Raw genomic sequence first — 26,738 nt, forward strand, 5'->3', positions numbered from 1 at the left:
ACCTGCAAGTTTGTCTTACACTCTATTATAAGCAATTTTTGATGTTTTTTCAAGATCCACTCAGCTATCGTTTATTTTTCTCCTTCCTTTTTAAACTAACTTCTCTATGAAACTCGTCTTTTACTTGGAAATTGCTTCTTTCTAGAAATAACGTTCGGAATTTTCTTTTCTTCTTGCCCTTCTTCTGAAACGACTGATTTTCGGAATTCTCCTTGTCCCCACTTTGCTTGATTTGTGCTAAAATAGTAGGTATGGACAAAATTATTAAAACTATCTCAGAAAGCGGCGCTTTTCGTGCCTATGTACTAGACAGTACAGAAACCGTACGAACAGCCCAAGAAAAACATCATACACAAGCTAGCTCCACGGTCGCACTTGGCCGTACCCTCATTGCCAGTCAAATCTTAGCAGCAAACGAGAAAGGAGATACTAAAATTACGGTCAAGGTCCTTGGGACTAGCTCACTCGGAGCCATCATCACCGTGGCAGATACCAAGGGAAATGTTAAGGGCTACGTGCAAAATCCTGGAGTGGATATCAAGAAGACGGCAACTGGTGAAGTCCTGGTGGGACCATTTGTCGGAAACGGAGAATTCCTGGTCATCACTGACTATGGTACGGGAAATCCTTATAACTCCATGACCCCTCTTGTCACCGGTGAAATCGGAGAAGACCTGGCCTTTTATCTGACGGAAAGCCAACAAACACCTTCTGCAGTTGGACTCAATGTCCTGTTGGATGACGAAGACAAGGTCAAGGTGGCTGGTGGTTTCTTGCTCCAGGTTTTGCCAAATGCCAAGGAAGAAGAAATCGCGCGCTTTGAAAAACGCATCCAAGAAATGCCTGCCATCTCCACACTTTTGGAATCTGAAGACCATATTGAAGCTCTTCTTGCCGCTATCTATGGGGATGAACCTTTCAAACGTCTCTCTGAAGAAGAACTTCGCTTCCAGTGCGACTGTAGCCGTGAGCGTTTCTTGAACGCTTTAGCAAGTCTGCCAGCTAGTGATCTAAAAGAGATGAAAGATGAAGATCACGGTGCAGAGATTACCTGCCAATTCTGCCAAACACACTACCACTTTGACGAAAATGACTTGGAGGAACTCATTCGTGACAAATCTTAATACGCCATTTATGATCGGGGATGTCGAAATCCCTAACCGTACCGTCCTAGCCCCAATGGCCGGAGTGACCAACTCAGCTTTCCGGACCATTGCCAAAGAACTGGGGGCAGGGCTCGTTGTGATGGAAATGGTCTCTGACAAGGGAATCCAGTACAACAATGAAAAGACGCTTCACATGCTCCATATCGATGAAGGAGAAAATCCTGTATCGATCCAACTCTTTGGAAGTGACGAAGATAGCCTCGCACGCGCAGCTGAATTTATCCAAGAAAAAACCAAGACCGATATCGTTGATATCAACATGGGTTGCCCGGTGAATAAAATCGTCAAGAACGAGGCTGGTGCGATGTGGCTCAAGGATCCAGACAAGATCTACTCCATCATCAATAAGGTTCAATCTGTCCTTGATATCCCCCTCACTGTTAAAATGCGGACGGGTTGGTCGGATCCTTCCCTAGCAGTTGAGAATGCGCTCGCTGCTGAAGCTGCAGGTGTCTCTGCCCTTGCCATGCATGGACGGACTCGGGAGCAAATGTATACGGGTCATGCGGACCTTGAGACCCTTCACAAGGTTGCACAGGCCCTGACCAAGATTCCTTTCATCGCAAATGGAGATATCCGTACGGTTCAAGACGCCAAACAACGGATCGAAGAAGTCGGTGCTGATGCGGTCATGATTGGTCGCGCTGCTATGGGGAATCCTTATCTCTTCAACCAAATCAACCACTACTTTGAAACAGGAGAAATCCTGCCTGATTTGACTTTTGAAGACAAGATGAAGATCGCTTACGAACACTTGAAACGCTTGATCGATCTCAAAGGTGAGCACATTGCCGTTCGTGAATTCCGTGGCCTCGCCCCTCACTACCTCCGTGGTACCTCAGGCGCAGCCAAACTCCGTGGCGCCATCTCGCAAGCTAGCACTCTGGCTGAGATTGAAGAACTCTTACAATTAAAAGCATAGAAACAAAAAAAGCAGGACCTCATGTGAGGTCCTGTACTATTTTTTAATAAGTTAAGCAATTCGGCAAAGAAATATAAATATGTTTTAATTTTTTGAGCGAATCAAAAAATTACCGAAACTTTCCGCTGTGAGAAAAGTGCCTGAAACACGATTTTTTCAGGCACTCGGGAGTTTTGAGACCTTAGGCTCAAAACTAAGTCATGGAACTTCTTCGAAGTTCGCTGACGTCCGTACTCACCTAAGGAAAGTTTCTAAGATGGCTTTGTCATTAATCTAAAACAGGACCTCACACGGGGTCCTGTTTCTATAGATTGTCTGTTTGCAGGCCGAGTTGTTTGACTCTGGCGGTGTAGTAGGTCATGATCAAAAAGAGGTTGGCTGTGATCAGCCAGATGGCCCATTGGTGAATGAAATGCATGAGGATGGCTACGCTAATAGCTCCTGCAACAAAGCTCCCAACGACAATCCCGTAATTCATGGCCTGACGCCGATACTCGTCCAAATCTCCCTTTCCTCGAGTGATTCGGTACAAGGCCGTCAGCATCTTGCGGTAATTGCCGGAAGTCATAAAGATCACATAAGGGTGATTTTCGATGAGGCTCCCTGTAAAGGTCAACATCATCATCCCTGTCCCAAAAGCAATAAAGGGAACTTCTACAGGTGGTATGACAGACACCAAGGGAATCAGGAGTGTCACCACAAACAAAGGAATTAACATCTTGGTCCGCCAAAAGGCTGTCTTGCGATACTCTTTGATATGGAGGGCAACCACAAAGCCGAGCGAGAAAAATAAAATAGATGAAAAACGCATGATGGTATTTTCGACACGGGGATCGTGCCAATCAGCGATGAGAAGCAGTAGGTTCCCCGTTTGGGTCGCGACCAAACTCCGGTAGTGCATGTGGCAAAAGACATCGAGGCCCCCTCCGATAAAACCAAGTAGAGCCCCCATCAGTCGTGTATTTTGTGGTAAAATTATTTTTTCTTCCATAGTCTTGTCTCTTTTGATCTCAATTATGTTTATTATACCACTTTGCACACAAGTGGAGCAGGAAAAATCAGAAAAAGCCCTTCCGTTACTAAAAGGGAGGGCTGGTAGAATGAACCTCGCTCGATCTACTGTTTTAGGCGATAGGTCTTGCGTGGTTTTTTCTTAGGTACCCGCTTGACACCCACTTCTTCCACGAATTCTCCGAATTTTACGAGGAAGTTATTGCTAACGATGGGACGTCCAGGATTGATCAGATTGACCAACTCAGTTGCTTCATAAACGGTGAAAGGCTCCTCTAACAGATAGAGGAAGGTTGGATTCCAGTCCAGACGCCCCTGAATCCGCTTGATCGATTCTTGAATAATCTGGTAGTGGTCAAAGGCAAAATCAGAAGCAGCTAAGGGTTCTCCATCAAGCAAACACTGGGACTGTTTGAAATCGACATCGAGAAAAACGACTTCCTTGGCATCGTCACCTGCATGGGCTAAGTCTACTGCTTCTGCTGGCAGATAGACCAGATGGGCAATGGTAATGACCCAGCCTCTGGGGTCCCGCCCAGGGGTGGAAACGGTCAGGAGCTGCTCCACCTTATTCACTGGCAGATCGAGCCCAACTTCTTCTTTGACTTCTCGGATACAGGCATGAGTCGCATCTTCATCCTTGTTCACAAAGCCCCCCACCAAGGCGAGGCGGTGTTGATAAGGGTGGGCCTTGCGGCGAATAGCTAAGAGCTTGAGCTTGCCTTCAACAAAACAGTAAGATACCATGTCCGCTGTGACACTTGGAGTTTCATAAGTCGGCAGGTCTTGCTCCTTGTACCACTTGAGAAAGTCTGCTTCACTAGCGGCCGTCTCAAAATACTCTTTCTCCGTCATTCCTGCTGGAATTGAGAGACTTGCCATCTAAGCCACCTCCTTCTTGAGGGCTTTGGTCCATTCTAAGAAGAAGGGAACACTGGAAAGAAGCAGGAGATAGACCCATTGAAAGGCTGTGCGTCCTACAAAAAGATCCTTCCATAGAAGTTTCATAATATTGACAAAGCCTTGCTTTTTCGCTTCTCGGTGAACATTTCTAAAGTCTTGGCTAAAAGTTGCGAATTTTTCAGATAGGTTTTTCATAAGCTGCTCCTCAGTCGGCTTGGTAGATGGCATCGATCACCTTCTTGGCTTCTTCGTAGTTGCCGAGGTAGTCTGATGCGAGGAAAGTGGTCGGAATGTTTCCTAGGTATTGCTGGCGCAATTGGTCCAGGTAATTTGAAAAGCTGGTACGGATCTCTTCGTCAGCCATGGTCATGTCTCGGAAACCATCATTGACATAAGAGCCGATCGGCTGTACAAAGAGGATCAAATCCCATTTTTCTTTGGAGAGAATACTGACAAAGAGGTTATCGAAGGTATCGGTCATGCTGGTATCCTGACCTTCGACCTCCATGTAGTAGTCGTAATAACCCTTGGTTACCAGGGAATTGGTATCGGCGATGACAAGGCCTCGATTGGCACTACTATCGATGAGCTTAGAGGTTTGATCATACTGTCCTAAGAGTAGGTAATAGTAATCTTTTGGCGTGAGCTCATCATCTCGAACATTGTTCTTGATCTGGTATTCACGGGCATACTCTAGACTAACAGGTGCATCGTAAAAGCGGGCTAAGTCCTTTGCAAGGGTCGTTTTCCCGTTGCTGGCGCTCCCCATGATCAAGACTTTTTTCGTGAACTGGCGACGGAAGGGCTGAGCGATGTATTTCCAGTATTTGCTTGGATTTTCCCGGATCATGGTAGCAGAGATCCCGAAGCGGCGCTCTTCTAAGTGAACTTCAAACCCTCTAGCTTCCAACTCTTCCTTGTAGGCTTTCTCCCCTACATAAAAGATCAACTCTTCTGTCTCTGTTTGATACTGGATGGTGTCAAGGGCTGTTTGTAACCAAGGCTCCCAGCCCAAGGGATAACGAGGAAGTTCTGTTTCATCTAGCTTATAGACTTGGGTCAACTCATCATTAGAGAAGGCTTCCCGGATATAACGGAAGCGTTTTTGTAAGGTCAATCCCACTTCTTCGCCACGGTCCCCTTCATAACCAGATACGATGACACGAACGCGATCACACTGACGCTTGGCCCGCTGGATCAGGTCAATATGCCCTTGATGAAGAGGCGCAAAGGTTCCAAAAACCAGGGCAATTCTTTCTTTTTTCATATAAACTCCTTTTTATAATTTTTTATAAATAGATTTTCTTTATGTTTTTATTATAAACTATATTTTCTATCTGTCAATAGTTTTTTATAAAAAAATATATTTTTCTTCAAGTCAACAAAAAAAGATCTGAAAAGAGAAGTTTCTCCTTTCAGATCTTTCGAATTTTATTCACGAGTGAGGGAGTGGCTGACACCATCTTTCAGAACCGTCACACTAGATACAGAGCCATCTTTTCCAACTACGATATCTAGAGTCGCTGCAGACCCATCGCCTGCTGAGAGATTAGCATGGTAATGACCATCATCCAAGGTATAGTTATAAGCACTGATACCATAGGCTACGGGTTGGCCACCAGGAAGTTGGATGGTCACTTGACCACCTTGGCCAATAGTGACTCCAGTGTCGCGTTTGTCAGACCAATTTCCAGCTGCAGCAGAGAAATCCCCTGCTGCTACAGAATAGACTCCCTTGTATTGGGCATTCTCCGTAGCAGAAGCTTGCTTCTTAGCATGGGCATGACCGTCTTCTAGACTTGGCAATTTTGCTTTCGCTGGTGTTGCTGGAGTGGCTACTTCTTTTGTTTCTTTTGTTACGGGTGCTGCTGGTGTCGCTTCTTTAGCTGGAGCAGGTGTTTGACTAGCTGCAGCTTGGTTATTTTTGCTACCAACAGTATGACTTTCTTCTGATTTGCTATCAGAGGATGAAGAGGCAATTGGATCTTTACTAGTGATCACTTTTTTCTTAGAAGAAGAACTTGTTTGTTTAACCTGACTGGTCTTTGAACTGCTTGCTTCTGAAGTTTTTTCTTCTTTATTCCCGCCACAAGCTCCTAGGAAAAGACTAGCTGTAAGAGCTAGCGCTGCTAGGGAAATGATTTTTTTGTTTTTCATAACAGAACCTCTTTTGTAACATTTGTAATATTTTGTAACATTATTGTAACACTGTTATATGAGGCTGTCAATAGTTTCTCAAATATTTTTCTAATTTGAAAGAAGTTTTAGGTAAGTTCCTAAACTTTGCAAAAAAAAGCCGGACATACTGTCCAGCTTTTCTTATTTATACACTTCTTGATAGAATTCGATCTTGTCTCCTTTTTTAACGGTGGTTTCAGCAGCACCTTTTGGAGCCATCTCGCCATTGATCTTGTACATCCAGTAAAGACCTTTGGATTCGTCTTGGCTGTGACCGTCAATCGAGGTGATCATGCCATTTTTTTCTTCAATCTTGTAGTTGGCTTTGAGCACTTTCATGAGGTTGCTCTCTTCTGCTACTTTCAAGGTTTTCGATTGCGCTTTTTGACCTTCTGGCGTCACGCTAATCGTAATCGAAATTTCGTTTTTCTTGGCAACTTCTGTGCTAGAAGCTGTTGGTTGATGGTTTGTGCTATGAGACGAAGCGCAACTCGCTAAAAGAAGAGCTGCAAGTAAGGTCATTAAGCTAGAAATGGTTTTTTTCAACATAAAATCTCCTAAAGATTTGATAAATAATGGGATAGAAAATGATCGTCGACAGAGCATGGGCAAGGTTAAAACTAAAACCATTGACCAAAGCATAGGTCCACCAAGGAATATGGTATATCAAGGCATAAACACTATCGATCAAGACCCCATAAGCAAAGGACAGTAGGCCCACAAAAAGGATCTGAAGGACAAAGGGCAACCACTTGTAACTGATGCGCCAAATGAGCATCAAACAGCCAAAGGCGACAATCTGAAAGAACACAATCAAGCTCATCCCCAGGAAAAAGGCAGAGACAAACATGGTGATCATCATCACAAGAAAAGCAAAGCTATACCCTTCAAATATCACCAAGAGAAAAAAGACAGCAGAAATAGGTTGGACATTTGGGAAAGGGGCAAAAGCCTGACGTAGAGCGACACAAAGGGCCGCCAAAAGCGAAATACGGGTTAATCGCTGAAGCGTCATGACGTCCTCCTAGACAATCTCGAACTTGATCGTTCCAGCTGTCGTTCCAACCTTGATCGTTTGCCCTTCTTGGGCTTGACCTTTCAGCAATAGCTCTGCTAGTTGATCTTCCACTTCGGTCTGCAAGACACGACGCAGTGGGCGAGCTCCCATTTCTGGATCGTAGCCTTTGGTTGCTAGCAACTTGAGCGCTGAAGGCTGGAATTTGAGGGTCATGCCTTGTTCGGCCAAGGTCGCGATGAGCGGTTTGACCATGACTTTCACCACCTGCTGCATGTCCTCGCTGGATAGGCTATGGAAGACCACCTTTTCATCAATCCGGTTGATAAACTCTGGACGATAGGTCTTCTTCAACTCTTCAAACATGCGTTTTTCCATATTGGCTTGGTCAAAGCGGATATCTTTGGCACCAAAGCCAACTGTCTTATCATCCCGAAGGGCTGTTGCTCCCAGGTTTGAGGTCATGATGATAATGGTATTGGAGAAGTCGATCTTCCGGCCTTTGCTATCGGTTAAGACTCCGTCATCCAAGACTTGCAAAAGGACATTGAAAATATCTGGGTGGGCTTTTTCCACCTCATCAAATAAGAGAACTGAATACGGTTTGTTGCGGATTTTTTCTGTCAACTCGCCTCCTTCTTCGTAGCCCACATAGCCTGGAGGGGCTCCGTTGAGGCGGCTGGCCGCGAATTTTTCCATGTACTCACTCATATCAAAACGGATGAGGGCCGATTCATCATCAAACAGAACTTCTGCCAAAGCTTTGGCTAACTCTGTTTTTCCGACACCGGTAGGTCCTAGGAACATGAAAGAACCGATCGGACGTTTATTGCTACGGATACCTGATTGATTGCGTCGAATAGCCCGACTGATACTCAAAACCGCTTGGTCTTGACCAATCACGCGCTTGTGCAATTCTGCTTCTAAGTTGAGGTACTTCTTGGCATCGGTTTGGGTCAGTTTTTGAGTTGGAATACCAGATAATTGGCTCAAGGTCACCAAGACATCTTGGTCAGTGACTTCTTTTTTGTAGACAATGGGAGTGGCCTCTACTTCTAAGAGTTGGGCTGCTTTCTTCCACTTGCCATCCATCAAGGCCTGATCCAAGGCGGTCAACTCTTCTTTTACGTGACCGTTGGAATCGCGGTTTTGTACAGTAGCTGCCGCTTCATCCAAGAGATCAATGGCTGAATCTGGCAATTGACGGCTGGTCAAATAGCGGTGGGCATATTTGACAGCTGTTTCGATCGCTTCATCGGTAATGGTCACATGATGATGGTCCTGATAGGTCTTTTTCAAGCCTTGGAGAATTTGGATGCTATCTGCAACACTTGGCTCTTCAATGGTGACTTTTGCAAAACGCCGAGAGAGGGCTGCGTCTTTTTCGATATGCTTTTGGTACTCATCTTGAGTCGTTGCCCCAACTGTACGCAAGGTTCCCCGTGCCAGTGCTGGTTTTAGAATATTGGCTGCGTCTAAGGTCGAATCAATACCGGATCCTGACCCCATAATAGTATGCAGTTCATCGATAAAGAGAATCACGTGACCGTCTTCTTCGATGTCCTGGATGATATTGTTCATCCGTTCTTCGAAGTCCCCACGGAAGCGCGTCCCAGCAACGACATTCATGAGATCCAATTCCAGAACACGCATCTGCGCGATTTCAGCTGGTACATTGCCACTAGCGACACGCTGGGCCAGACCTAATGCAAGGGCTGTTTTTCCGACCCCTGCTTCTCCCACCAATACAGGATTGTTCTTCGTCTTGCGGCTGAGGATTTGGATCATGCGTGAAATCTCTGCATCCCGGCCGATCACAGGTTCAAGCTGGCCTGCACGCGCCATTTCTGTCAAATCACGGGTATAATCTTCAAGACCTCCACTGGTGCTTGGTGGCATGCCCATCATATTTCCCATGGTTTGTCGGTTAGGGTTTTGAGCCCGATAAAGACTCCGAATGGCTTTGATATCGTTCTTGTCCCAGCCTGCCTTGTCTTCTAAATTCTTGCGAAGGGAGGCAATAGGAACTCCCTTGTCTTGCTCTGTAAAGGCAAAGCCAGCAAACTCCATGACTTGGCTAGCCAAGGTCCCACGGTCTGCTAGAAGAGAGAGGAGCACATGCTCTGTTCCCAAGGTCTTGGCATGAAGGACCTGGGCAATCTCTCTTGCGTGTTTCATAATGGCTTCCATCCGATAAGAAAATGGGAAGATTTCATACCGATTGTCGCTTTGAAAAGCTTGGCCTGTGATATGCTCCGCTGCATCCTGAAACTCATCGATCTGCATAGGATAATCGTTCAGTACAGAACCTGCCACGCTATAGGGATTATTGGCCATAGCCGTCAGGAGATGCCAAGTATCTAAGGTATGCCCCTGATAGTGGCCTGCTAGTATTTGGGCCGCTTCTATACTTTCTAACAGTGCTGTTGAATAGTTCATCTAGTCGGTATTTCCTTTTCTATCTACTTGTTGAATGATTTTTTTCAGCATCGTTGCTCGTAGGATAAGAGCATCTCGACCTAGGACCTCATCGGAGGTTGTCGCAAGCAAGAGCTGAGTCTCACGTTTTGTCAATAATTTTTCTTCATAGAGCATCTGGAGGATATCATTGAAGACCTGCTGGCTGATGGTCTCTCCAATATTGGCTGCCAATTCTTGGAGCATCTGATGATGATCTGAAAACTGGACCTTGCCAATGCGGATATAGCCACCACCACCACGCTTGCTCTCTACAATATAGCCTCGGCTCTCGGTAAAGCGGGTCTTGATAACATAGTTAATCTGACTGGGTACGACCTGAAAGACATCGGCCAACTCACTTCTTTTGAGCTCTGCCATGCCAGCTTGAGCCAGCAAGGCCTTGATATAAGCTTCAATGCTATCAGATGTGTTCTTATTTGCCATGATGCTCCTTTCTGGCTTGTTTTTTTCTAGATGGATGCTCTGCTCTTTGGCCCATAAAAAATAGCCTTGGAGTGTTCCTTCTCATCATTGACCTTATTTGACTATTATACAATTTTTACGGCTGTAAATAAAGCAAAGACTCCATGGAAATAGGAATCTCTTAAGAATACAAAGCAAAAGAGGCTAGTGAGAACTAACCTCCTATGCGAAGAATGAACTACTCTTTGCGACGAGCGAATTTGGCGCCTCCGCCCAAGAATCCTAGACCAAGAAGGCCTAACCAAGCAAACAATCCACTTTCTTTTGTACCGGTTTGAGGTAGTTTTCCTTCCGATTGTAGAGAAGGACTTTCAACACCTTCTTTTTCCGGATGGTCTGAAGTCAAAACAGAAACTGCTTCTGGGATTTTCGGTTGAAAGAGAACTGGTCTTTCTTTTTCTTTTTTGTCTTCAGCTTGAGAAAGAGTCGCAACTTCTGGTTGCACCTTACTTGGAGTGACAGGAGTGGTTGGAGTCGGCATATCAGCTATCAACGGACTTTCTTCCGCTTCCTTCGTTCCGACTTCTGTGATCTGGTCCTGGGCCTCCACTTCGACAAAGGCATCGACTTCTGTCCGAATTTCTTTGCCTTCTTCTTGTCGGACCTCAATCAATTTCAATCGGCGTCCGACCTTCCCTGCTTGAAGGATCCGGCTCTCGCCCTTGGCCAAGTCCTTGTTCTCACGCGTTTGACTCTCAAATGGAATCTCCTCTGTTTCGATGAGAAGTTCTGGCTTTTCAAGAATCAAATCCCGAACACCTTCTTCTGGCCGTGTCTGCGTCAGCGGTTCATAATTGCGAGCATCTTCCAAGATGGTTTCAAGGGCTTCGACTTGATTAGCTGCAGCAACCAAATCTGGTTGCTCTTGATCCAACAACTGAGTCAAGTCCGTCAATTGACCTTGAACCGTTGGTTTAAGGTCTGCTTTCAAGCGATCCAGAGAAGTAGCCTTGATCTTTTCTACTCCTTCTCTGATGATCTGTTGCAGCTCCTCTTGACTGAGCAACTGGCTATCTTTCCCTGATAGGATAAATCGGTCTACTTGGATAGCTCTAGATGACTGAGGATCATTGAGGGCTGGATCCAGATGCAAGCGTAGCTGGTGGTAGCCTTTTGCTAGGCCTTGCAGATTGACCAAACTCTGGTCGAGCTTGCGTTGATCTCCGTAGCCACTGAAATAATGATCGCCGTCGATCTCATAATCATGGCCACGCCCTTCTTCGAAGGCCATTTCTTTCCCATCCAAAGTGACGCTGTAGAGACCATGGCTTGGGTCGACCACTCCTCGGCCCTCCACGCCGGTGCCCTTAAAGGTAATGGTCACTTCAATGTGTTTCTTGCCTTCCTCATCGGTCACTTGGTTAAAGCTGGACCAAGATTCTGTGCCATTTGAAAAGTCTTTGTTGTCCGTCTCATGGTGCCAACCCTCACTGTAGTGCAGTTTTGGATCTTGGTCATCTACTTCTTTGCGATTTTCTGGAAGCAGGTCCTCGTTCATCACTTGGACTGTCAGTTCTGGAATAAAGCCGACCAGACTTCCTTGATCCGGATGCAACAATTTGACCTTAAAGTCATAGACATCGGTCGCTTTTCCTGCAAAATCAAGGGTTGGAACTTGGACTGTTTTTTCTGTCTCGCCATCTGCGAACTCAAGGGTGACGTTGGTATCTTTGTAGACCTTACCATGAACCCCTGTTCCCGGCTCTGTGATCAATTTCAGACTGGCACTTCCTTTAGAGCCACCTTTTCTCTTGACGACGACTTGCGCTGGGTCGCCTTTTTTAACAGCTAGGGTTGGCTGAGCAAACTCAAAGAGACCCTTTTCTTGGTTATTGAGAGCATAAATCCCTTCCGTTGCGATCGCATCTCCCTTGCTATTGACCAAGGTCAAGGTATGAGATCCTGCTGCCAAGTCCGGTGTTTCATAGACCTTTTGGCTGCGTTTACGGCTTGGGCTTTGGGTATTGACGGTCGCTAGTTTTTGACCATCGACATAGATATCCATTTCCCCATGACCAGGGTCGACAGTTGCGACCACATAGGCTTTGGTGCCTTCAAATTGATAGGTCACCGAAGCTCCCTTTTCCTTGGTCCACATAGAGGTACCTCGAACACCTTCTCCCTCTTCATTCCACTGACCATTGGCCCGCTCAGCAGTCCGGTCAGAATGATAAGTCAAACCAAGCGGATAGCCATCGGTTTCTTCAATGCTGGCTGGCGTCTTATAGACAGAGACTCCGTTCAAGATTGGAGTAGCTTGGGCATCGGTGATGGACACCCGGATATAGCGACTATCAACAGGTTGCCCTTTGATCAAACGGCGGTATCCTACGGTTGAACCAGCTCCAAAAGGAACCCATTGCCCATTCACCGCCACATCAATGGTGAAGCCAGAAATCCGTTGGCCTTTCTCGATGGTTTCTTTGAGCTCTACCACATCAAAATGCTGTTCTTTTCCAAGATCGAGGACAAAAGATCCGGTCTTGGCATCATCTGCAGGGGCCCAACTGGTCTTTTCATCGCCATCTGTCAAATGGCTAGCCTTGTAGAGCGGATTGCGTCGTGTTGAGTCAGCTTCTACCAAAGCTCCTGCCACATAGTTCACACTGTAGAGTTGGTCCAAGGTCTGACGGAATTCTTTCAAACGGGCTACATCAGCATCCGCAAATTTCCCATCTTGATTGGGTGGAATATTAAGCAAAAGCGGGGTTCCACGGCCGACTGATTTGAAGTAAATGTCCATCAATTCGCGCAAGGACTTAGGCTCTTGGTTGTCATGGTAGAACCAGCCGGAGCGAATGGAAACATCCGCTTCTCCCACTGAGTATTGCTTCCCTTCTGGATCCCCGTGATTGAGGTAACTATTGGATGGATTGTTGCGGATCTTATCCGGATTGACCTTATGCCAAACTGGATCTCCAGCGATTCCCTTTTCATTTCCGATCCAACGAACATTGGTGGGCTCAGCTGAGAAAATGGCAATGTCCCCTTGGGCCTTACGAATGGCATCAAACCACTTATCGAAGGTATAAGTGACTTTTTGAGCCCCATCGCCACGCGCTCCATCCATCCAGACTTCTACGAACTTGCCCTTGTTTCCATATTTTGGATCTTCAAGGATTTCTTTGAGCTGGTTGAGATAGTATTCGTTGTATTGGTCCTCTGTATCCACATGGTATAGTGGGCTGTGAGCATCCCAAGGCGAGAGGTAGACCCCCATGTCCATGTCATACTTGCTGGCAGAAGCAGAAACCTCGGCTAGGATATCGCCTTTTCCTTCCTTCCAACCACTTTTAGCAATGGTATGGTCGGTGTATTTAGAAGGGTACAAGAGGAAGCCATCGTGGTGCTTGACGACCATGATCGTCCGTTTAAAGCCCGCGTCTTTCAGGGTTTTGATCCACTGATCGGTATCCAGATGCTCTGGATAGAAATAATAAGGGTCTTCTTGCCCATCTCCCCACTCACGATCATAGTAAGTATTCATCCCAAAGTGGATGAAAGCTGCTAGCTCTTCGCGGTGGTATTGCATCTGAGCCTTGCTTGGAAGTGGTCCGTAATCCGCAATCTCAGTCTCCTCATCTAGAGAAGTGGCTGGTTGAGTGGCTTCCGTCCCTTGGCTGGCTGTGCGATTTTCTTTCTCGCTAGTAGCTACTGAGGCATGCTCTAATTCTTCTTGGTGCTCGTTCACAGTTTTCTCCTCCTTTCCTTGATCTCCTGCATTGCTTGTTTCAACCCGTTCTTCACGTGGTTCACTATTCTCAGCTTGTTCCTCTGCGTAACTGGTAGTAGCTCCTAAAAAACAAGTCGTTACGACTACCGAGCAGACGCCTACTGAGAGCTTGCGAATGCCAAATCGATTTTTCTGATCAACTAATCTTTTTCCCATATTCTATTCCTTTATGTCACCAGGTAAAGAGGGTGGGGCTTCCCCATCCTCCTTCTTTTTACCTGTGAACTTTTCACCGTTTTTTGCTAGTTTCTCTAGCTGTTTTATTTGGCCTTTTTGGCTCTTTTTTTCTGATCGTCCAGCACAGCACTAGCAAGGCCTGCTGCTAGGATTCCAGCAACGAGGCTTGCGACGCTTTCTTCCGTTCCTGTATTTGGTAATCTGCCTTCGGAAACTGGAGCAGCTGAAACTGCTGGTGTTTGAGCTGTTTTCTCGACTTCCTTCCCTGCTGCATCTGTCCCTTCCTGACGTACCGCTTTGACCTCAAGAGATGCTTGAGGAGTTGCAGTAGCTACTGGTCCTTCTGAACCTTGAGGACGTTCTGGATTCGGAAGCGGTTGTGGTTGTGGTTGCGGCTCTGGTTGTGGCTCTGGCCGCGGTTGCGGCTCTGGCTGTGGTTGCGGTTGTGGCTCTGGTTGTGGCTGAGGTTCTGGCTGTGGCTCTGGTTGTGGAGTGTCTGGAAGTACTTCTTTAGTGCCCACCTCTGTAATTTCTGCCACTGGATCTAGCTCTACAAAGGCATCCAGTTCCTTCCGGCTTTCCACACCATTTTCTTGAGAAACTTCCACCAAGCGCAATTTGCGGCCTTTTTGACCTTCTTGAACCACACGTTTCTCACCTTTTGGAAGATCCGCATTTGGACGTTCTAGGCGTTCAAAATCCATCTCTTCTGGCTCAATCACCAACTCTGGTTTGGTGTGGACCAGATTCTTAACCCCTTCTTCGGGAATGGCTGAGCCTGTAGGTGCTTTTGCGGATAGAGAAAGTTGATATACTTTTTCGAGCTTGCCATCTTCTGAGACAACCTTGACAAGAACCGGAGCATTGGCACTTTTAGCATCGATGACCGTAACGGCTGTTCCATTCTTGCCTTGTGCTGAAACGATTGGACGTTCTCCCTCATACTCTAGATGATAATCTGTCACATCTGGTTTAAAACCTTCTAGGTCTTTGCCATTCACTTGGATCGTAACGTCAGTTGTTGCCTGAGCCTCTTCTGTTGGGGCATAGGCGCTCAATTCAATGATTCCAATTCCTTTAAGATTTTCATCACGGACCATTCTTAAACGGATGGCTTTCGTTCTGGTTTCGTTGAAGCTGAGGTTAGAGATATAACCAGGCTCAAAGGCATAATCCAAGCTATACGGGATTTCTTCCCAGTTTGAGGCTTGGTTAAATGGATGATCTGGAAGATTTTTCAAATTGCCGTAATCATCTGGGACATCAAAGTCTGGACCAATGTAGCGTTCAAGAACAGTTTTCGTTGGCAGACCTGTTTCCTGATCTGCAAAGAAGTCGACCGCTACTTTATTGACCAATCGCTCTGTTACCTGGCCATTTTTCTTGAAGATGAGACCAGCAAATACTTCAGTTTGATCCGGTTCTCTCTTCCAGTTAGTCCAGCGATAGTATTCGTTGTAGCCTCCATCGTTGATGTAATCGATATAGTCGATTTGATTTGGATCGAGATCATTGGTTTCACTAGCAAATGCCCTGGTATCTTCTGCATTGTAGTCACGGTTCACAGAGAGGTTTTCTCCTGTCTTTTCTGACACCCGGACGGTCAGCTGAGCTGTCAGATCATAGCCGAGGACTTTTCCTTCGAGCGTGAAGCTACCTTCGTGAGAAAGCGCATCAGCTGGTACAGCCTGCCAGTCCACCGTAAGCTCCTTGCGTTCATAGCCTGTATCCCCTTGGAAATAAACGCCTACGGTAGATGGTAGAACCAGATCTTGACCGACTTTCACAAATCGGCTACCTGCTTCCACTGCTACTGGGGCAGCTTGTTTCAGTTTTTCTGCATCACTTGTGAGATGGAGGCGGTATTCTTGTAAGATAGTACCATCTTCCGCTTTATGGATGACACGGATTGGCTCCCCTTCATGAACGCTTGGCACAACCGTTGCAAGACCGTGATGGCTAGCTGTCGCTTCCACTTGTGGATAAGCCCGATCACGCGCATCGATGTAGTAATCGGTCACACTTGGGTTGACACCTGGCAATACATCGCCATTGACGCGAATGGTCAACTGGCTCTTTTCTTCTGCCGCAACCTTATTGGCAAAGATCTGAATCTCTGAAATAGAGCTTCCACGCTTGCCTTCTGGCGTCTTCATACGGATACGAACAGCATAGGTGTCGACTTTATCAAAACTGAAATGATTCATCTTACCAGCTGCTACCGGTTCTTCAACGGTTAGGTTGCTGACTTCTTTCCAGTTAGCGGGATTGTTAAATGGATGGTCTGTTTCGTCTTTAACACGATTTGGATTGCTTGGAACTGTTGGGATTTGTTCCCCTGTATAGTACTCAATCACATATTCACTTGGAGCGCCAACGCCGTGGTCTTCATGGAAACCAACATGGAGGTTGTCCACTGCTCGCTTGGTCAAGATACCAGAATCCCCAAACAAGATACCAACAGAATCTTCCGCATTGTCACGGCCCCAGTTGGTCCAACGGTTAGCTGGAGCATCGGTAAAGGAGATGACCTTATCATTGACCTTAGCAACTGGATCCGCATCGTTAGAGTCACTTGCAAAAGCGAGTGGCAAGACTGATCCTGTCCATTGCTCTGCTACATTGGCCCCCTTGACTGTGTTTGCGGAAACACGAATATGAAGACGTGTTGGAAGATCCGTTCCTTCTACACGACCGGCTAGGACAACTTCTCCTTCTTTGGCCAAGAGTTGCGGATCGATCGCATCCCAGGCCACCTTAGCTGTATAGGTCTTACCATTAGAGTGATAGGTCCGCACGCTTTCTGGAAGAGCTGGTTTTTCGCCGACTGGAGTGGTGGTACTGACTTCTTCTACAGCGATAATGCCTTCAACCGTCACTTGAGCTTGTGCTTCTTTTTCCACACCTTCTACATGACCGGTGACTGTAAAGCTATGATAATACTTGACTTGATCTGCTGTCACGGCATCCCAGGTCACACGTTTTTCTTTCGGGAATCCCTTGTCATACTCGACCAAGACTGTCTCTGGAAGAGCTGGCAAAACGTTTCGATCGGTGCTGATCCGTACAGGACGCACCTTGACAACTGTCTTTTCTTCTGGATTTGGCGTGATGGTAAAGCTGACTTCCCCTGTTTGTCCTTGGAAGTTAGCTTCTAAATGAACCAATCCTGCTTCTCGCAATTCCAAACCTTTATTGGTTGCGACGGCTTTTCCTTGGCTACCAGCTCTTGTTTTCACATCGATTTGATCTGCTTTGAGACTTGCCTGGCTATCATCTTGGTAATGGGCAATGACTTCAAGTGGTACCGTTTGGTCTTCCTTGAGTTCCTGTCCTTCTGGCAGACGCAATTCCAAACGCTCGATCTGTGGACTTTCTTCTTGGAATTGGACCACATAGGTCTGTACAGCTCCCGTATCCTTAGCAGTCACAAAGATTTGGGATTTCAAACCATTTTCGCGATTAGCTTGTAGGACCGTCACTTGAGCATTTTCTGCACTTGCTGTGACTTGACCTGGTTCTTGACCATAAGCGAGGGAACGGAAAATGGTATGGTTGCCACTACCAAATTTTGGAAGGGCTACCCCATCTAGCTGAACCGTTGGTTTCTTAGCCTTGGCTACATCTCCTCCTGCAACCACTAGTGTCGCTTGGACCGTTTCCCCATTGCCTAGGAGACCTGTCGCCTTCAAGCGAGCACCTGGTGTGGACAACTGATCTTCTTGACCAGCTTCCAAGGTCCATTGATCGACCTCATAGTGAGCAGTGGTCCCATCAGTGAAGACTAATTGCACAGCCTTATCCACTGTTGCTAGATCTGCTCCCTGTGGGATTTGTTTGATGACTGGAAGGACTTGTTCCACGCCGATCACATCGACCAGAGCTTCGACCGTGCGTCCTTGAACATGACCGGTCACACGGACTTGGCCAGCACGGCTATAGTCTGCCGCATCCCATTCAACGGCTTCTTCTTGGGCCTTGCCATCGCTATAGACCACATTGACCTTACTTGGTAAGGTTGGTTTTTCTCCTAGATAAGCACTTTGTCGAACAGGTTCCACACCTAATACAGTGCGTTCTGCTTGGTCCTTCTTACCTGTAAAGAGGCTGACTTGGTCTGATTGCAAGCGGTCTGAGTCTGCATACAGAGTAAAGGCTCCCGCCTGCTCAGTTGATTTGACAATCACAACCCCTTTGCCATTGAAGGCTTTGCGTTGCCATGAGCCATCTTCCTGCGCTTTGTAGCGTTCACGGCTGGCTTGTTCCCCATTATCGACACCGACAATTTGGCCTTGTCCATGCAAATGGAAATGCACCAAATTATTGGCAGTTGGCACGATACGACCTTCTTCATCGACGATTTCATAGGTAATATAGGTCAAATCCTTACCGTCCGCTGCGATCGCATGTTCTTCTTTCAACAAACGAACACCCGCAGCCTTGCCGGCTGTTTCGACTTGATCTTTCGCGATCACTTCTCCTGCTTCGTTGCGGGCAATGGCTTCCACTTTACCTGGTACATAAGGAACCAACCACTCTAGATAGAGTTCATCCGGATTTGCCCCTTCTTGGTAGGTCCGGCCATCTGCTGTGGTCTTCTTGGTAAAGGTCTTGACTCCTTGTGATTCCCCATTGACAATCAATTCCACACTGTGGGCATTGGAGAAGGTCCGAACAGGGATCCGGCCTTCTTCGTCCATGACACGATTGGCTAATTCTGGATTGTCCCAGTTCCAATGTGGCAAGAGATGGACCATCGGATGTTTCTCTGCCGATACCCATTGACTTTGGTAAAGGTAAAAATCATTCTTTGGAAGGCCGGCAGTATCCACGATACCGAAATAAGAACTTTTCACAGGTGTGTCATTTTGGTTGTGCCATGGTGTTGGCTCACCGATATAATCCGTACCGGTCCAGATAAATTGTCCTGCATAACCGGCATGATCACGGTCAAAGGTCCAAGAGGCGGTTGCTGTCCGACCCCAACCAACCCGGTCATTGCCGTAGTCTGATTGTTCATAGTGGCGGTCTTCTTGGTTGCTGCCGACCCATTCTCTTTCAGGATGATAGTATGAGCCCCGTGTCCGCGTTGCAGAAGAGGTTTCCGAACCATAAATGAGCCAGTTTGGATGTTTGGCCCGTAAGCTTTCATAGTTGGCTTCTGAATAGTTAAATCCAACCGCATCGAGCTCTGCTACTACCTTTTCATGGCCTCCTGATCCATCACCAAAGCGGAATTTATCAGCTCCCATGGTGACATAGCGGGTTGCATCCACGTCCTTGATGGTTTTGACCAAGCGACGAACAGTTGCGACAGACTTGTCCGAACCATCTGCTTCACCGACTTCGTTACCGATTGACCACATGACAATGGCTGGATTGTTCTTGCCCCGCTCTACCATAGTCCGTAGATCGTAATCTGACCAAGTATCCCCCTTACGAGCTTCTGGGTGAGTGGCATCCTTTTCAAAGAAACGACCGTAATCGTATTGCTTCTTGCCACCATACCAGGTATCAAAGGCTTCTTCTTGAACCATCAAGCCCAACTCAGCCGCAATTTTTAAGGTTTGTTCACTGGCTGGGTTGTGGGTCGTCCGGATGGCATTGACTCCCATGTCCTTCATCTGTTTGAGACGACGGTATTCAGCCTTGTAATTTTCCTCAGCTCCAAGAGCCCCGTGGTCATGGTGAAGGGATACCCCGTGGAATTTCGTCGCCACCCCATTCAGGAAGAAGCCACCTTCTGGTGTCCAGTTCAGATAGCGATAACCAAAGCGTTCCTTTTGCACATCGACCAACTGCGAATCCCGATAGACACGCGTATACAAAGTATAGAGAGCTGGATGATCCGTTTTCACATCCCAGAGGGTTGGTTTTTCAACATGCAAGGTTTGAGAAAGGTTGATCTCTTGACCTGCTAAAACAGCTTGTGCTTCACTGCGCGTTTTTTCGCTCACCACTTGGCCATTTTGATCGACAATTTCATATTCCGCATAAATACTATGGGCTTGATCATCTTGGTTGACAATGCGGCTCTTCACCACTGTATCCACTGCCCCATTTTGCTGTTTTTCCAACTGAGGGGTCGTAATCGTAGTCCCATACTGCGCTAAATGAACCTTGTCCGTTACACTCAGCTTAACATCCCGGTAAATTCCGCTACCAGAATACCAGCGGCTACTTGGTTGTTGATTGACCACATGAACGGCGATGGTATTCTCGCTTCCATCCGCATTCAAATAAGGAGTAATATCATAAGAAAAGGCATTGTAGCCATTTGGATAATGACCAACGAATTGTCCGTTTACATAGACTTTGGAATCCATATAAACCCCGCCAAATTCCAAGCGGACCTTCTTATCTAGATCCTTGTCGTCCAAACGGAAGGTCTTACGATACCAAGCATCCCCACCGTTTAATTGCCCCCCTTCATTTTGAGCAGGAGAGTTGTGATCGAAATCAAAGAAAATAGACCAGTCATGAGGAAGATCTAATTTTTTCCAATCCTTAACATCCACTTGACGCCCTTCTGCACCAGGAGCCGCATTTAATTTAAAATACCAATCTTTATTAAAATCACGTTCTCGATCTTGCACAATATCCTCCGCTACACGATTTTGATCTGGAGCAGCAGTTTCTTCCGTTCCTGTAGCACGCTCAGATGAAGTAGAAACAGGCTGTTGAGGGGCTGGCTTTTCCTCAGCTCTGGTAGGGGTGATGACAGCTGGAGCTTCTGAAACCCTTGCACCAGCTCCAGGAACTTCCGCTTCTGAATTTTCCGTCACAACACTTGGTGTCTCCATCGAAGTCAGTTCACTTTCGAGGGCTGGCTTTTCTTCCGCATGGACCCTTGAAAGACCCAAGGCAGAAATCCCAATCACAACAGAACAAGCTCCAACTGAGAGCTTACGAATACTAAAAACAGGACGCTTTTCAAAAAAAGACTTTCCCATAAAAACCTCCTCTTAGGATTAACAATTAAATTTGTAAGCGCTTTCTTCTGTCTGCGAACACTTACAGAAAATCACATATTAACTATACCAAAAAAATAGGAGCGATAGGCCTCGATTTCGCTCCAACTATAGTTAGATTAAGAACTCCTTTAATTAGTGGAAATCTCCTACGAAGCAAAAAAATAGAAGCCAACGGCTTCTATTTTTTTATGATCTTATAATCCTGGTTCTTGACCAAGTTCAGCAGCCACCATCCAAATGTTCTTTTCAAGTTCTGCTTTAGCCCCAACAAAGATATCGTTGGTTACATCGTCGCCTTCAGCATCGGTAACATCCAAAGCTTTTTGGTAAAGGCCATCAAGGTAATGGAAGATTTCAAGAACACGTGTCAAGCTTTCTTCTACATTTTTTGTAAATGTTCCACGGCGTTCTTCAATATTGCTGTGTTCCAAAAATTCAGTCATGCTAGAATATGGCGCACCACCAAGAGTGATCAAGCGTTCGCTCACTTCATCTAAGGTTGCATCCAAGCTGTCCATGTATTCGTCCATTTTTGGATGCCAAACCATAAAGCCACGTCCACGCATATACCAGTGTACTTGGTGAAGGGCAATGTGAGCGACGTAGAGATCTGCTACGACTTGGTTCAAGAGAGCTTTTGTTTCTGGAAGAGTTTCTTTATTAGAAGGTGCAAAAGTTGCTACATCAGTAGCTGCTTCATGTTTCATAGTTGTCATGTCATTTCTCCTTTTTTATAATGATTCTAATTAACTATGTCTTTATTATATGCTTCCTCCACCAGAAAGTCAAGATAAAAGATTTAAAAAGTTCATCCCAAAGCTGGAATAGTTGTCAATTGAAGGAAGATACGATAGAATGAAGAAGACTAATCGAAAGGCTTGACCAATGAAATATATCTTTACCTTCCTGATCTCCATGGTTCCCCTCGTTGAATTGCGCGGGGCCATCCCTTTTGCCATTGCAAATGGTATTCCCTTATGGACAGCGCTCCTGATCGGAGTGATTGGAAATCTTCTCCCCGTCCCTCTGATCTTCTTCTTCGCCCGCCATATCCTCACTTGGGGCGCAAAAAAACCGATCATCGGAGGCTTTTTTAGCTGGTGTCTCAATAAGGGCCATAGAGGCGGACAAAAATTAGAGAAAGCTGCAGGAGACAAAGGAATCTTCTGGGCCCTACTCCTATTCGTCGGCATTCCTTTACCAGGAACTGGTGCCTGGACCGGAGCTCTTGCAGCTTCTATCCTTGACTGGGACTTCAAACGCAGTAGCCTCGCAGTCATGCTCGGAGTGATCCTAGCCGGCCTCATCATGGGAACCCTGTCCCTGCTTCTAGGAATCGATACCTTCGCACATTAAGCAAAAGACTGAAGCAACGGCTTCAGTTTTTGCATGCAAAAAAGATGCTTCCGTTCCTCTAAGAGTATAGACAAACTATTTTTTTTAAAATCTAATAAATTCTATAAAACAAAAAAATTTATTTCTTAGAATTACTCAGTCATCTACTAAAACTTTCCGCTGTGAGAAAAGTGCTAGAAACAATCATGTTTCTAGCACTCGGGAGTTTTGGAACCTTAGGTCCAAAACTAAGTCATGGAACTTCTTTGAAGTTCGCTGACGTCCGTACTCACCTAAGGAAAGTTATTTAGATGAATTTATCTTACAAAAAAAGAGGTTCCCATCGAAACCTCTTTTTTTGTATTCTTAGTTGTTAAGAGCCGCTGCCATTGTAGCTGCAACTTCTGATTCAAAGTCATTAGCTGCTTTTTCGATACCTTCACCAACTTCAAAGCGAGCAAACTCAACTACTGAAGCATTTACTGATTCAAGGTAAGCTTCCACTGTCTTGCTGTCATCCATGATGTAAACTTGTGCAAGAAGAGTGTAAGCTTGGTCAACTTTAGTGTTGTCAAGCATGAAGCGATCCATTTTACCAGGGATGATCTTATCCCAGATTTTTTCTGGTTTACCTTCAGCTGCCAATTCAGCTTTGATATCTTCTTCAGCTTGAGCGACAACTTCGTCAGTCAATTGAGCTTTAGAACCATACTTCAAGTGTGGAAGAGCTGGTTTACCAACCATTGCACGGCTTTCGTTATCTTGGTCGATGACGTGGTTCAATTGTGCCAATTCATCTTTCACGAATTGCTCATCCAATTCTTTGTATGAAAGAACAGTTGGTTTCATTGCAGCGATGTGCATTGAGATTTGTTTAGCAAGCGCTTCGTCTCCACCTTCGATCACAGAGATAACACCGATACGTCCACCGTTGTGTTGGTAAGCACCGAAGTGTTGTGCATCTGTTTTTTCAAGCAAAGCAAAACGACGGAATGAAATCTTTTCACCGATTGTAGCTGTTGCAGATACATATGCAGCTTCAAGAGTTTCACCTGAAGGCATTGTCAAAGCAAGAGCTTCTTCATTGCTAGCTGGTTTACCTTCAGCGATCACTTTCGCTGTTGCGTTTACCAATTCAACGAATTGAGCGTTTTTCGCAACGAAGTCAGTTTCAGCATTCACTTCAACAACTGCTGCAACGTTACCGTCTACATAAACACCAGTCAAACCTTCAGCGGCAACACGGTCAGCTTTCTTAGCTGCTTTAGCCATACCTTTTTCGCGAAGCAATTCGATCGCTTTTTCGATATCGCCTTCCACTTCAACCAATGCTTTTTTAGCGTCCATGACACCAGCACCAGATTTTTCACGCAATTCTTTTACAAGCTTAGCTGTAATTTCTGCCATTTTTGTTCTCCTATATTTTTTTGATAAAATAAGAGGGTCGGGCTGAGCCCTGCCCTCTTAGGTTCGTTACTTATTGAATGAATTAAGCGTTGTCGCCTTCTACAACTTCAACGATTTCTTCGATTGAATCAGCTTGACCTTCAGTAGCTGCCAATTCAGCTTCTACTGTAGCAACACTGTCTTCACCTTGACGTCCTTCGATAACAGCGTCAGCCATTTTCGCAGTGATCAATTTAACAGCGCGGATAGCGTCATCGTTCGCTGGGATGATAACATCGATATCATCTGGGTCAGTGTTTGTGTCGACCATCGCTACAACTGGGATACCCAATTTCTTAGCTTCTTTAACAGCGATTTGTTCTTTATGTGGATCCACAACGTACATTACGTCTGGGATACGAGGCATGTCTTCGATACCGCCCAAGAATTTTTCAAGACGAGCGCGTTGTTTGTTCAACAATGCGACTTCTTTCTTAGGAAGAACTTCAAAAGTTCCATCTTCTTCCATGCGTTTGATTTCTTTCAAACGAGCGATACGTTTTTGGATTGTTCCCCAGTTAGTAAGAGTTCCACCCAACCAACGGTGGTTGATGAAGTATTGACCTGAACGAACAGCTTCTTCTGCAACAGCATCAGCAGCTTGTTTCTTAGTACCTACGAACAAGATCACTGCATCGTTTGCAGCTGCATCACGCATGAAGTCGTATGCTTGGTCTGCATATTTTACAGTTTGTTGCAAGTCGATCACGTGGATTCCGTTACGTTCAGTGAAGATGTACTTAGCCATCTTAGGGTTCCAGCGACGAGTTTGGTGACCGAAGTGTACACCAGCCTCAAGAAGTTGTTTCATTGAAATTACTGCCATGAGTAGTTTCTCCTTTTTTGTTTTTTTCTCCTCTCTCAGACGTCAACTTGCAGCACGACCACAAGGGCAACGGTGCCACAATGGATCCGAGATGAGTATTTGCTGTCTTAGACAACTCTATAAGTATAGCAGAAATCACTAGAATTCGCAAGCTATTTGAGAGATTTTTTCAATCCCTACGATGAAATGGTTTTCTAAAGTTGTTTGACGTAAAAAGTTTTTCTTGACCTATCTTTATTTTTAGGTTACAATATTATATGTTATGGCGGTATAGCCAAGTGGTAAGGCACGGCTCTGCAAAAGCTTGATCGTCGGTTCAAATCCGTCTACCGCCTTGATAATAAAATTTTTTATCATCTTTTATCTTTTAAAAATTCCCCTAGCAATAGGGGGTTTTTTGTTGCCATTTGCTCCTTTCCTTGATTATTGATATAATAAAACCTCGCCTGATCGGCGAAGCACATTAGAAAGGGTATTTATGAAAAACATTCGTTTCTTTACGATCGGCCTTCTTTCACTAGTGACACTAGCCGCTTGCTCACCCGCCAATTCTGCGCAACCAGCAAAAACAGCTTCTAGCTCTAGAAAACCGATCAAACAATCTTCTACCAAAGCATCATCTAGTAAATCGTCGAGCACTTCTTCAGACAGCAGTAGCTCAGATGATTTTTCAGGTCGCTTCAGCTTGGATCCAGATGATGGCGCATCTCTCCAATATGTGCCAGGAGCTGCATCCATTCCTGAGATCGAAAAGCTCAAGAACCTCCACCCTACCACCGGTTTTGTATTGAGAACCGAAGATGGACAAGAGGTTGGTGGGCCAAAAGAAAGAAGCAGTTACGATGACGTAGTTGCAGCCTTTGGTCAACCCGTAAGTAGTACAGACAGTGCGAATCCTGGTGATGGAGTCAATGTATGGGCAACAGACAATGGCGATATCATGGCTTTCTTCCGCAATAATGTGTTAACAGATATCACCTTCCGACTAAGAGGGGGCGATGCCAACCACCAGTCTACTGGTAGCATTTCCAAATCCGATACACCAAAAACGGCCCTCGAACGTCTCGGAAAACCCTATGCCATTATGCGTTCAGAAAATGGGACCAGCTATGTCTATAAAGATAGCAACGGAGATGAATCTAGCTTCTCTACACAAGGAAATAAGATCTTCAATGTTACGTCTACTGCAGAGACCAAGCAGTTAAAAAAGATCACTGGCCTGGATAAAAATCAATAAAGATCCATACAAAGAACCCTCCAAGTTTTTCTTGGAGGGTTCTCTTTTTCTTACAATTCAGCAATTTGGTTCAGGTTCACTTCTGCAACTGTATCGTTACCAAACATAGAAATGACCATTTTCACCTTGTTGTTATCAATTTCAGTGATCTTACCAGTATAGTCTGTGAAGGCCCCGTCGATGATGCGAACTGTGTCGCCCACCTTGACATCCAAATCAAACTCTTGAACGGTTTGACCCATAGAGAGCAAGATGCTGCGGATTTCTTCTTCCAACAATGGAGTTGGTTTTGAACGGTTCCCGTGGGATCCGACGAAACCAGTAACGTTCGGTGTATTCCGAACAACAAACCAAGCTTCATCTGTCATGACCATTTCTACCAAGACATAACCTGGGAAGCGGTTTTCTTCGATTTCTTTTGTTTTACCGTTTTTCTCAACTTGTACGGTTTGAGTTGGAATCTCTACGCGCAAGATGTTTTCTAACATATTGTAAGTTTGCGCACGTTGCAAAAGATTCTCTTTTACCTTGTTTTCATATCCTGAGTAGGTTTGTAGTACAAACCAGCCTTTATCAAAACTGTCCATTTGGGCATCCTTTCTTTCTGTTTAGCCTGCTCGAGCTTTTGTGAACATACTAAAAAAAGCCTCTTGGCTTTCCTTTTCCTAGCTTCATTATACCACATTTTGCAGGAATGCAAAGAGGTTTGCTGATTTATTTTTTAGAAAAGACTACAAAAAGTGGGAGTGGGAAAGAACTCTGACTTGTTAAAAAGAGTTCGTTTTCCCACCCCCGCACAGTTGATTAGGCCATCTTTGAAGCTTAAAAAGCGAACAAAGATGCCAATCAACCACTGCGTCTTGCAGTTATTC

19 protein-coding genes and 1 tRNA gene are annotated in these 26,738 nt (G+C 45.7%); 5 read left to right on the forward strand and 15 right to left on the reverse strand.

The annotated features are described in order from the left end of the window. The first annotated feature begins 251 nt into the window (after positions 1–251). On the forward strand, positions 252–1,124 hold the full coding sequence (gene hslO, locus NML76_RS07380) for an Hsp33 family molecular chaperone HslO (protein ID WP_014714025.1): 873 nt from the start codon (positions 252–254) through the stop codon (positions 1,122–1,124). Then, a complete protein-coding gene (gene dusB, locus NML76_RS07385) occupies positions 1,111–2,088 on the forward strand; it encodes a tRNA dihydrouridine synthase DusB (RefSeq protein ID WP_182280156.1) in 978 nt (325 codons plus the stop codon). The genes hslO and dusB overlap by 14 nt, the downstream gene beginning before the upstream one ends. Before the next feature lie 304 nt (positions 2,089–2,392). Here dusB and NML76_RS07390 read toward each other — a convergent pair whose 3' ends face one another. The 12 genes from NML76_RS07390 to NML76_RS07445 all read right to left on the reverse strand — a co-directional run bounded on the left by NML76_RS07390 (position 2,393) and on the right by NML76_RS07445 (position 21,738). Further along, the gene (locus NML76_RS07390) at positions 2,393–3,079 is read right to left on the reverse strand and encodes a YoaK family protein (protein WP_118227765.1); all 687 of its coding nucleotides are present in this window, start codon (positions 3,077–3,079) and stop codon (positions 2,393–2,395) included. A gap of 125 nt (positions 3,080–3,204) precedes the next feature. Further along, positions 3,205–3,981, reverse strand: a complete 777-nt coding sequence (locus NML76_RS07395; protein ID WP_254733203.1) for an NUDIX hydrolase — start codon at positions 3,979–3,981, stop codon at positions 3,205–3,207. Next, complete coding sequence (locus NML76_RS07400) at positions 3,982–4,197, reverse strand: hypothetical protein (protein ID WP_254733205.1); 216 nt, start codon at positions 4,195–4,197, stop codon at positions 3,982–3,984. It abuts the gene before it with no gap. 10 nt (positions 4,198–4,207) lie between these two features. Continuing rightward, positions 4,208–5,269: an AAA family ATPase gene (locus tag NML76_RS07405; protein WP_023919820.1), complete on the reverse strand. Its 1,062-nt coding sequence runs from the start codon at positions 5,267–5,269 to the stop codon at positions 4,208–4,210. Between the two features lie 164 nt (positions 5,270–5,433). Next, a complete protein-coding gene (locus NML76_RS07410) occupies positions 5,434–6,159 on the reverse strand; it encodes a hypothetical protein (protein ID WP_023919822.1) in 726 nt (241 codons plus the stop codon). 162 nt (positions 6,160–6,321) lie between these two features. Then, positions 6,322–6,729, reverse strand: a complete 408-nt coding sequence (locus NML76_RS07415; RefSeq protein WP_254733207.1) for a DUF4430 domain-containing protein — start codon at positions 6,727–6,729, stop codon at positions 6,322–6,324. Continuing rightward, complete coding sequence (locus NML76_RS07420; protein ID WP_003009025.1) at positions 6,707–7,195, reverse strand: hypothetical protein; 489 nt, start codon at positions 7,193–7,195, stop codon at positions 6,707–6,709. Before NML76_RS07420 ends, NML76_RS07415 begins: the two co-directional genes overlap by 23 nt. Positions 7,196–7,204: 9 nt before the next feature. Then, positions 7,205–9,634: an ATP-dependent Clp protease ATP-binding subunit gene (locus NML76_RS07425; RefSeq protein ID WP_254733209.1), complete on the reverse strand. Its 2,430-nt coding sequence runs from the start codon at positions 9,632–9,634 to the stop codon at positions 7,205–7,207. Continuing rightward, on the reverse strand, positions 9,635–10,099 hold the full coding sequence (locus NML76_RS07430; RefSeq protein WP_247919766.1) for a CtsR family transcriptional regulator: 465 nt from the start codon (positions 10,097–10,099) through the stop codon (positions 9,635–9,637). Between the two features lie 217 nt (positions 10,100–10,316). Further along, positions 10,317–14,027 (reverse strand): alpha-L-fucosidase, encoded by a 3,711-nt coding sequence (locus NML76_RS07435; RefSeq protein ID WP_254733211.1) that lies wholly within the window; start codon positions 14,025–14,027, stop codon positions 10,317–10,319. 104 nt (positions 14,028–14,131) lie between these two features. Beyond that, positions 14,132–21,001 (reverse strand): Ig-like domain-containing protein, encoded by a 6,870-nt coding sequence (locus NML76_RS07440; RefSeq protein ID WP_254733213.1) that lies wholly within the window; start codon positions 20,999–21,001, stop codon positions 14,132–14,134. 215 nt (positions 21,002–21,216) lie between these two features. After that, complete coding sequence (locus tag NML76_RS07445; protein WP_003001978.1) at positions 21,217–21,738, reverse strand: DNA starvation/stationary phase protection protein; 522 nt, start codon at positions 21,736–21,738, stop codon at positions 21,217–21,219. A gap of 169 nt (positions 21,739–21,907) precedes the next feature. Between NML76_RS07445 and NML76_RS07450 the strand changes: the two genes are divergently transcribed. Next, entirely contained in the window at positions 21,908–22,378 is a 471-nt protein-coding gene (locus tag NML76_RS07450) for a small multi-drug export protein (protein WP_003002130.1), read from the forward strand. 345 nt (positions 22,379–22,723) lie between these two features. Here NML76_RS07450 and tsf read toward each other — a convergent pair whose 3' ends face one another. After that, the gene (gene tsf / locus NML76_RS07455; RefSeq protein ID WP_049492557.1) at positions 22,724–23,764 is read right to left on the reverse strand and encodes a translation elongation factor Ts; all 1,041 of its coding nucleotides are present in this window, start codon (positions 23,762–23,764) and stop codon (positions 22,724–22,726) included. A gap of 82 nt (positions 23,765–23,846) precedes the next feature. After that, positions 23,847–24,629 (reverse strand): 30S ribosomal protein S2, encoded by a 783-nt coding sequence (gene rpsB / locus NML76_RS07460; protein WP_003016971.1) that lies wholly within the window; start codon positions 24,627–24,629, stop codon positions 23,847–23,849. A 264-nt stretch (positions 24,630–24,893) separates the two neighbouring features. Between rpsB and NML76_RS07465 the strand changes: the two genes are divergently transcribed. Together NML76_RS07465 and NML76_RS07470 are read left to right on the forward strand one after the other, a co-directional pair. Then, positions 24,894–24,964: transfer RNA gene (locus tag NML76_RS07465), tRNA-Cys, on the forward strand. Between the two features lie 143 nt (positions 24,965–25,107). Next, complete coding sequence (locus tag NML76_RS07470; RefSeq protein WP_254733215.1) at positions 25,108–25,866, forward strand: hypothetical protein; 759 nt, start codon at positions 25,108–25,110, stop codon at positions 25,864–25,866. Between the two features lie 50 nt (positions 25,867–25,916). On the opposite strand, the gene nusG is transcribed toward NML76_RS07470, so the two are convergent. After that, entirely contained in the window at positions 25,917–26,453 is a 537-nt protein-coding gene (gene nusG / locus NML76_RS07475; RefSeq protein WP_003002077.1) for a transcription termination/antitermination protein NusG, read from the reverse strand. Positions 26,454–26,738: the final 285 nt, after the last annotated feature.

It is taken from the genome of Streptococcus sp. CF8_Ac1-9, from assembly GCF_024295565.1.
Taxonomy (GTDB): Bacteria; Bacillota; Bacilli; order Lactobacillales; family Streptococcaceae; genus Streptococcus; species Streptococcus parasanguinis_X.

Excerpts from the sequence above, each read along its gene's own strand:
- NML76_RS07445 (WP_003001978.1), bottom strand. The coding sequence starts at position 21,738 with ATGACAACTATGAAACATGAAGCAGCTACTGATGTAGCAACTTTTGCA.
- NML76_RS07470 (WP_254733215.1), top strand. The coding sequence starts at position 25,108 with ATGAAAAACATTCGTTTCTTTACGATCGGCCTTCTTTCACTAGTGACA.
- NML76_RS07420 (WP_003009025.1), bottom strand. The coding sequence starts at position 7,195 with ATGACGCTTCAGCGATTAACCCGTATTTCGCTTTTGGCGGCCCTTTGT.
- NML76_RS07390 (WP_118227765.1), bottom strand. The coding sequence starts at position 3,079 with ATGGAAGAAAAAATAATTTTACCACAAAATACACGACTGATGGGGGCT.
- NML76_RS07400 (WP_254733205.1), bottom strand. The coding sequence starts at position 4,197 with ATGAAAAACCTATCTGAAAAATTCGCAACTTTTAGCCAAGACTTTAGA.
- NML76_RS07450 (WP_003002130.1), top strand. The coding sequence starts at position 21,908 with ATGAAATATATCTTTACCTTCCTGATCTCCATGGTTCCCCTCGTTGAA.
- NML76_RS07435 (WP_254733211.1), bottom strand. The coding sequence starts at position 14,027 with ATGGGAAAAAGATTAGTTGATCAGAAAAATCGATTTGGCATTCGCAAG.
- NML76_RS07415 (WP_254733207.1), bottom strand. The coding sequence starts at position 6,729 with ATGTTGAAAAAAACCATTTCTAGCTTAATGACCTTACTTGCAGCTCTT.
- NML76_RS07440 (WP_254733213.1), bottom strand. The coding sequence starts at position 21,001 with ATGGGAAAGTCTTTTTTTGAAAAGCGTCCTGTTTTTAGTATTCGTAAG.
- NML76_RS07425 (WP_254733209.1), bottom strand. The coding sequence starts at position 9,634 with ATGAACTATTCAACAGCACTGTTAGAAAGTATAGAAGCGGCCCAAATA.
- NML76_RS07405 (WP_023919820.1), bottom strand. The coding sequence starts at position 5,269 with ATGAAAAAAGAAAGAATTGCCCTGGTTTTTGGAACCTTTGCGCCTCTT.
- NML76_RS07430 (WP_247919766.1), bottom strand. The coding sequence starts at position 10,099 with ATGGCAAATAAGAACACATCTGATAGCATTGAAGCTTATATCAAGGCC.
- NML76_RS07395 (WP_254733203.1), bottom strand. The coding sequence starts at position 3,981 with ATGGCAAGTCTCTCAATTCCAGCAGGAATGACGGAGAAAGAGTATTTT.
- hslO (WP_014714025.1), top strand. The coding sequence starts at position 252 with ATGGACAAAATTATTAAAACTATCTCAGAAAGCGGCGCTTTTCGTGCC.
- NML76_RS07410 (WP_023919822.1), bottom strand. The coding sequence starts at position 6,159 with ATGAAAAACAAAAAAATCATTTCCCTAGCAGCGCTAGCTCTTACAGCT.
- tsf (WP_049492557.1), bottom strand. The coding sequence starts at position 23,764 with ATGGCAGAAATTACAGCTAAGCTTGTAAAAGAATTGCGTGAAAAATCT.
- nusG (WP_003002077.1), bottom strand. The coding sequence starts at position 26,453 with ATGGACAGTTTTGATAAAGGCTGGTTTGTACTACAAACCTACTCAGGA.
- rpsB (WP_003016971.1), bottom strand. The coding sequence starts at position 24,629 with ATGGCAGTAATTTCAATGAAACAACTTCTTGAGGCTGGTGTACACTTC.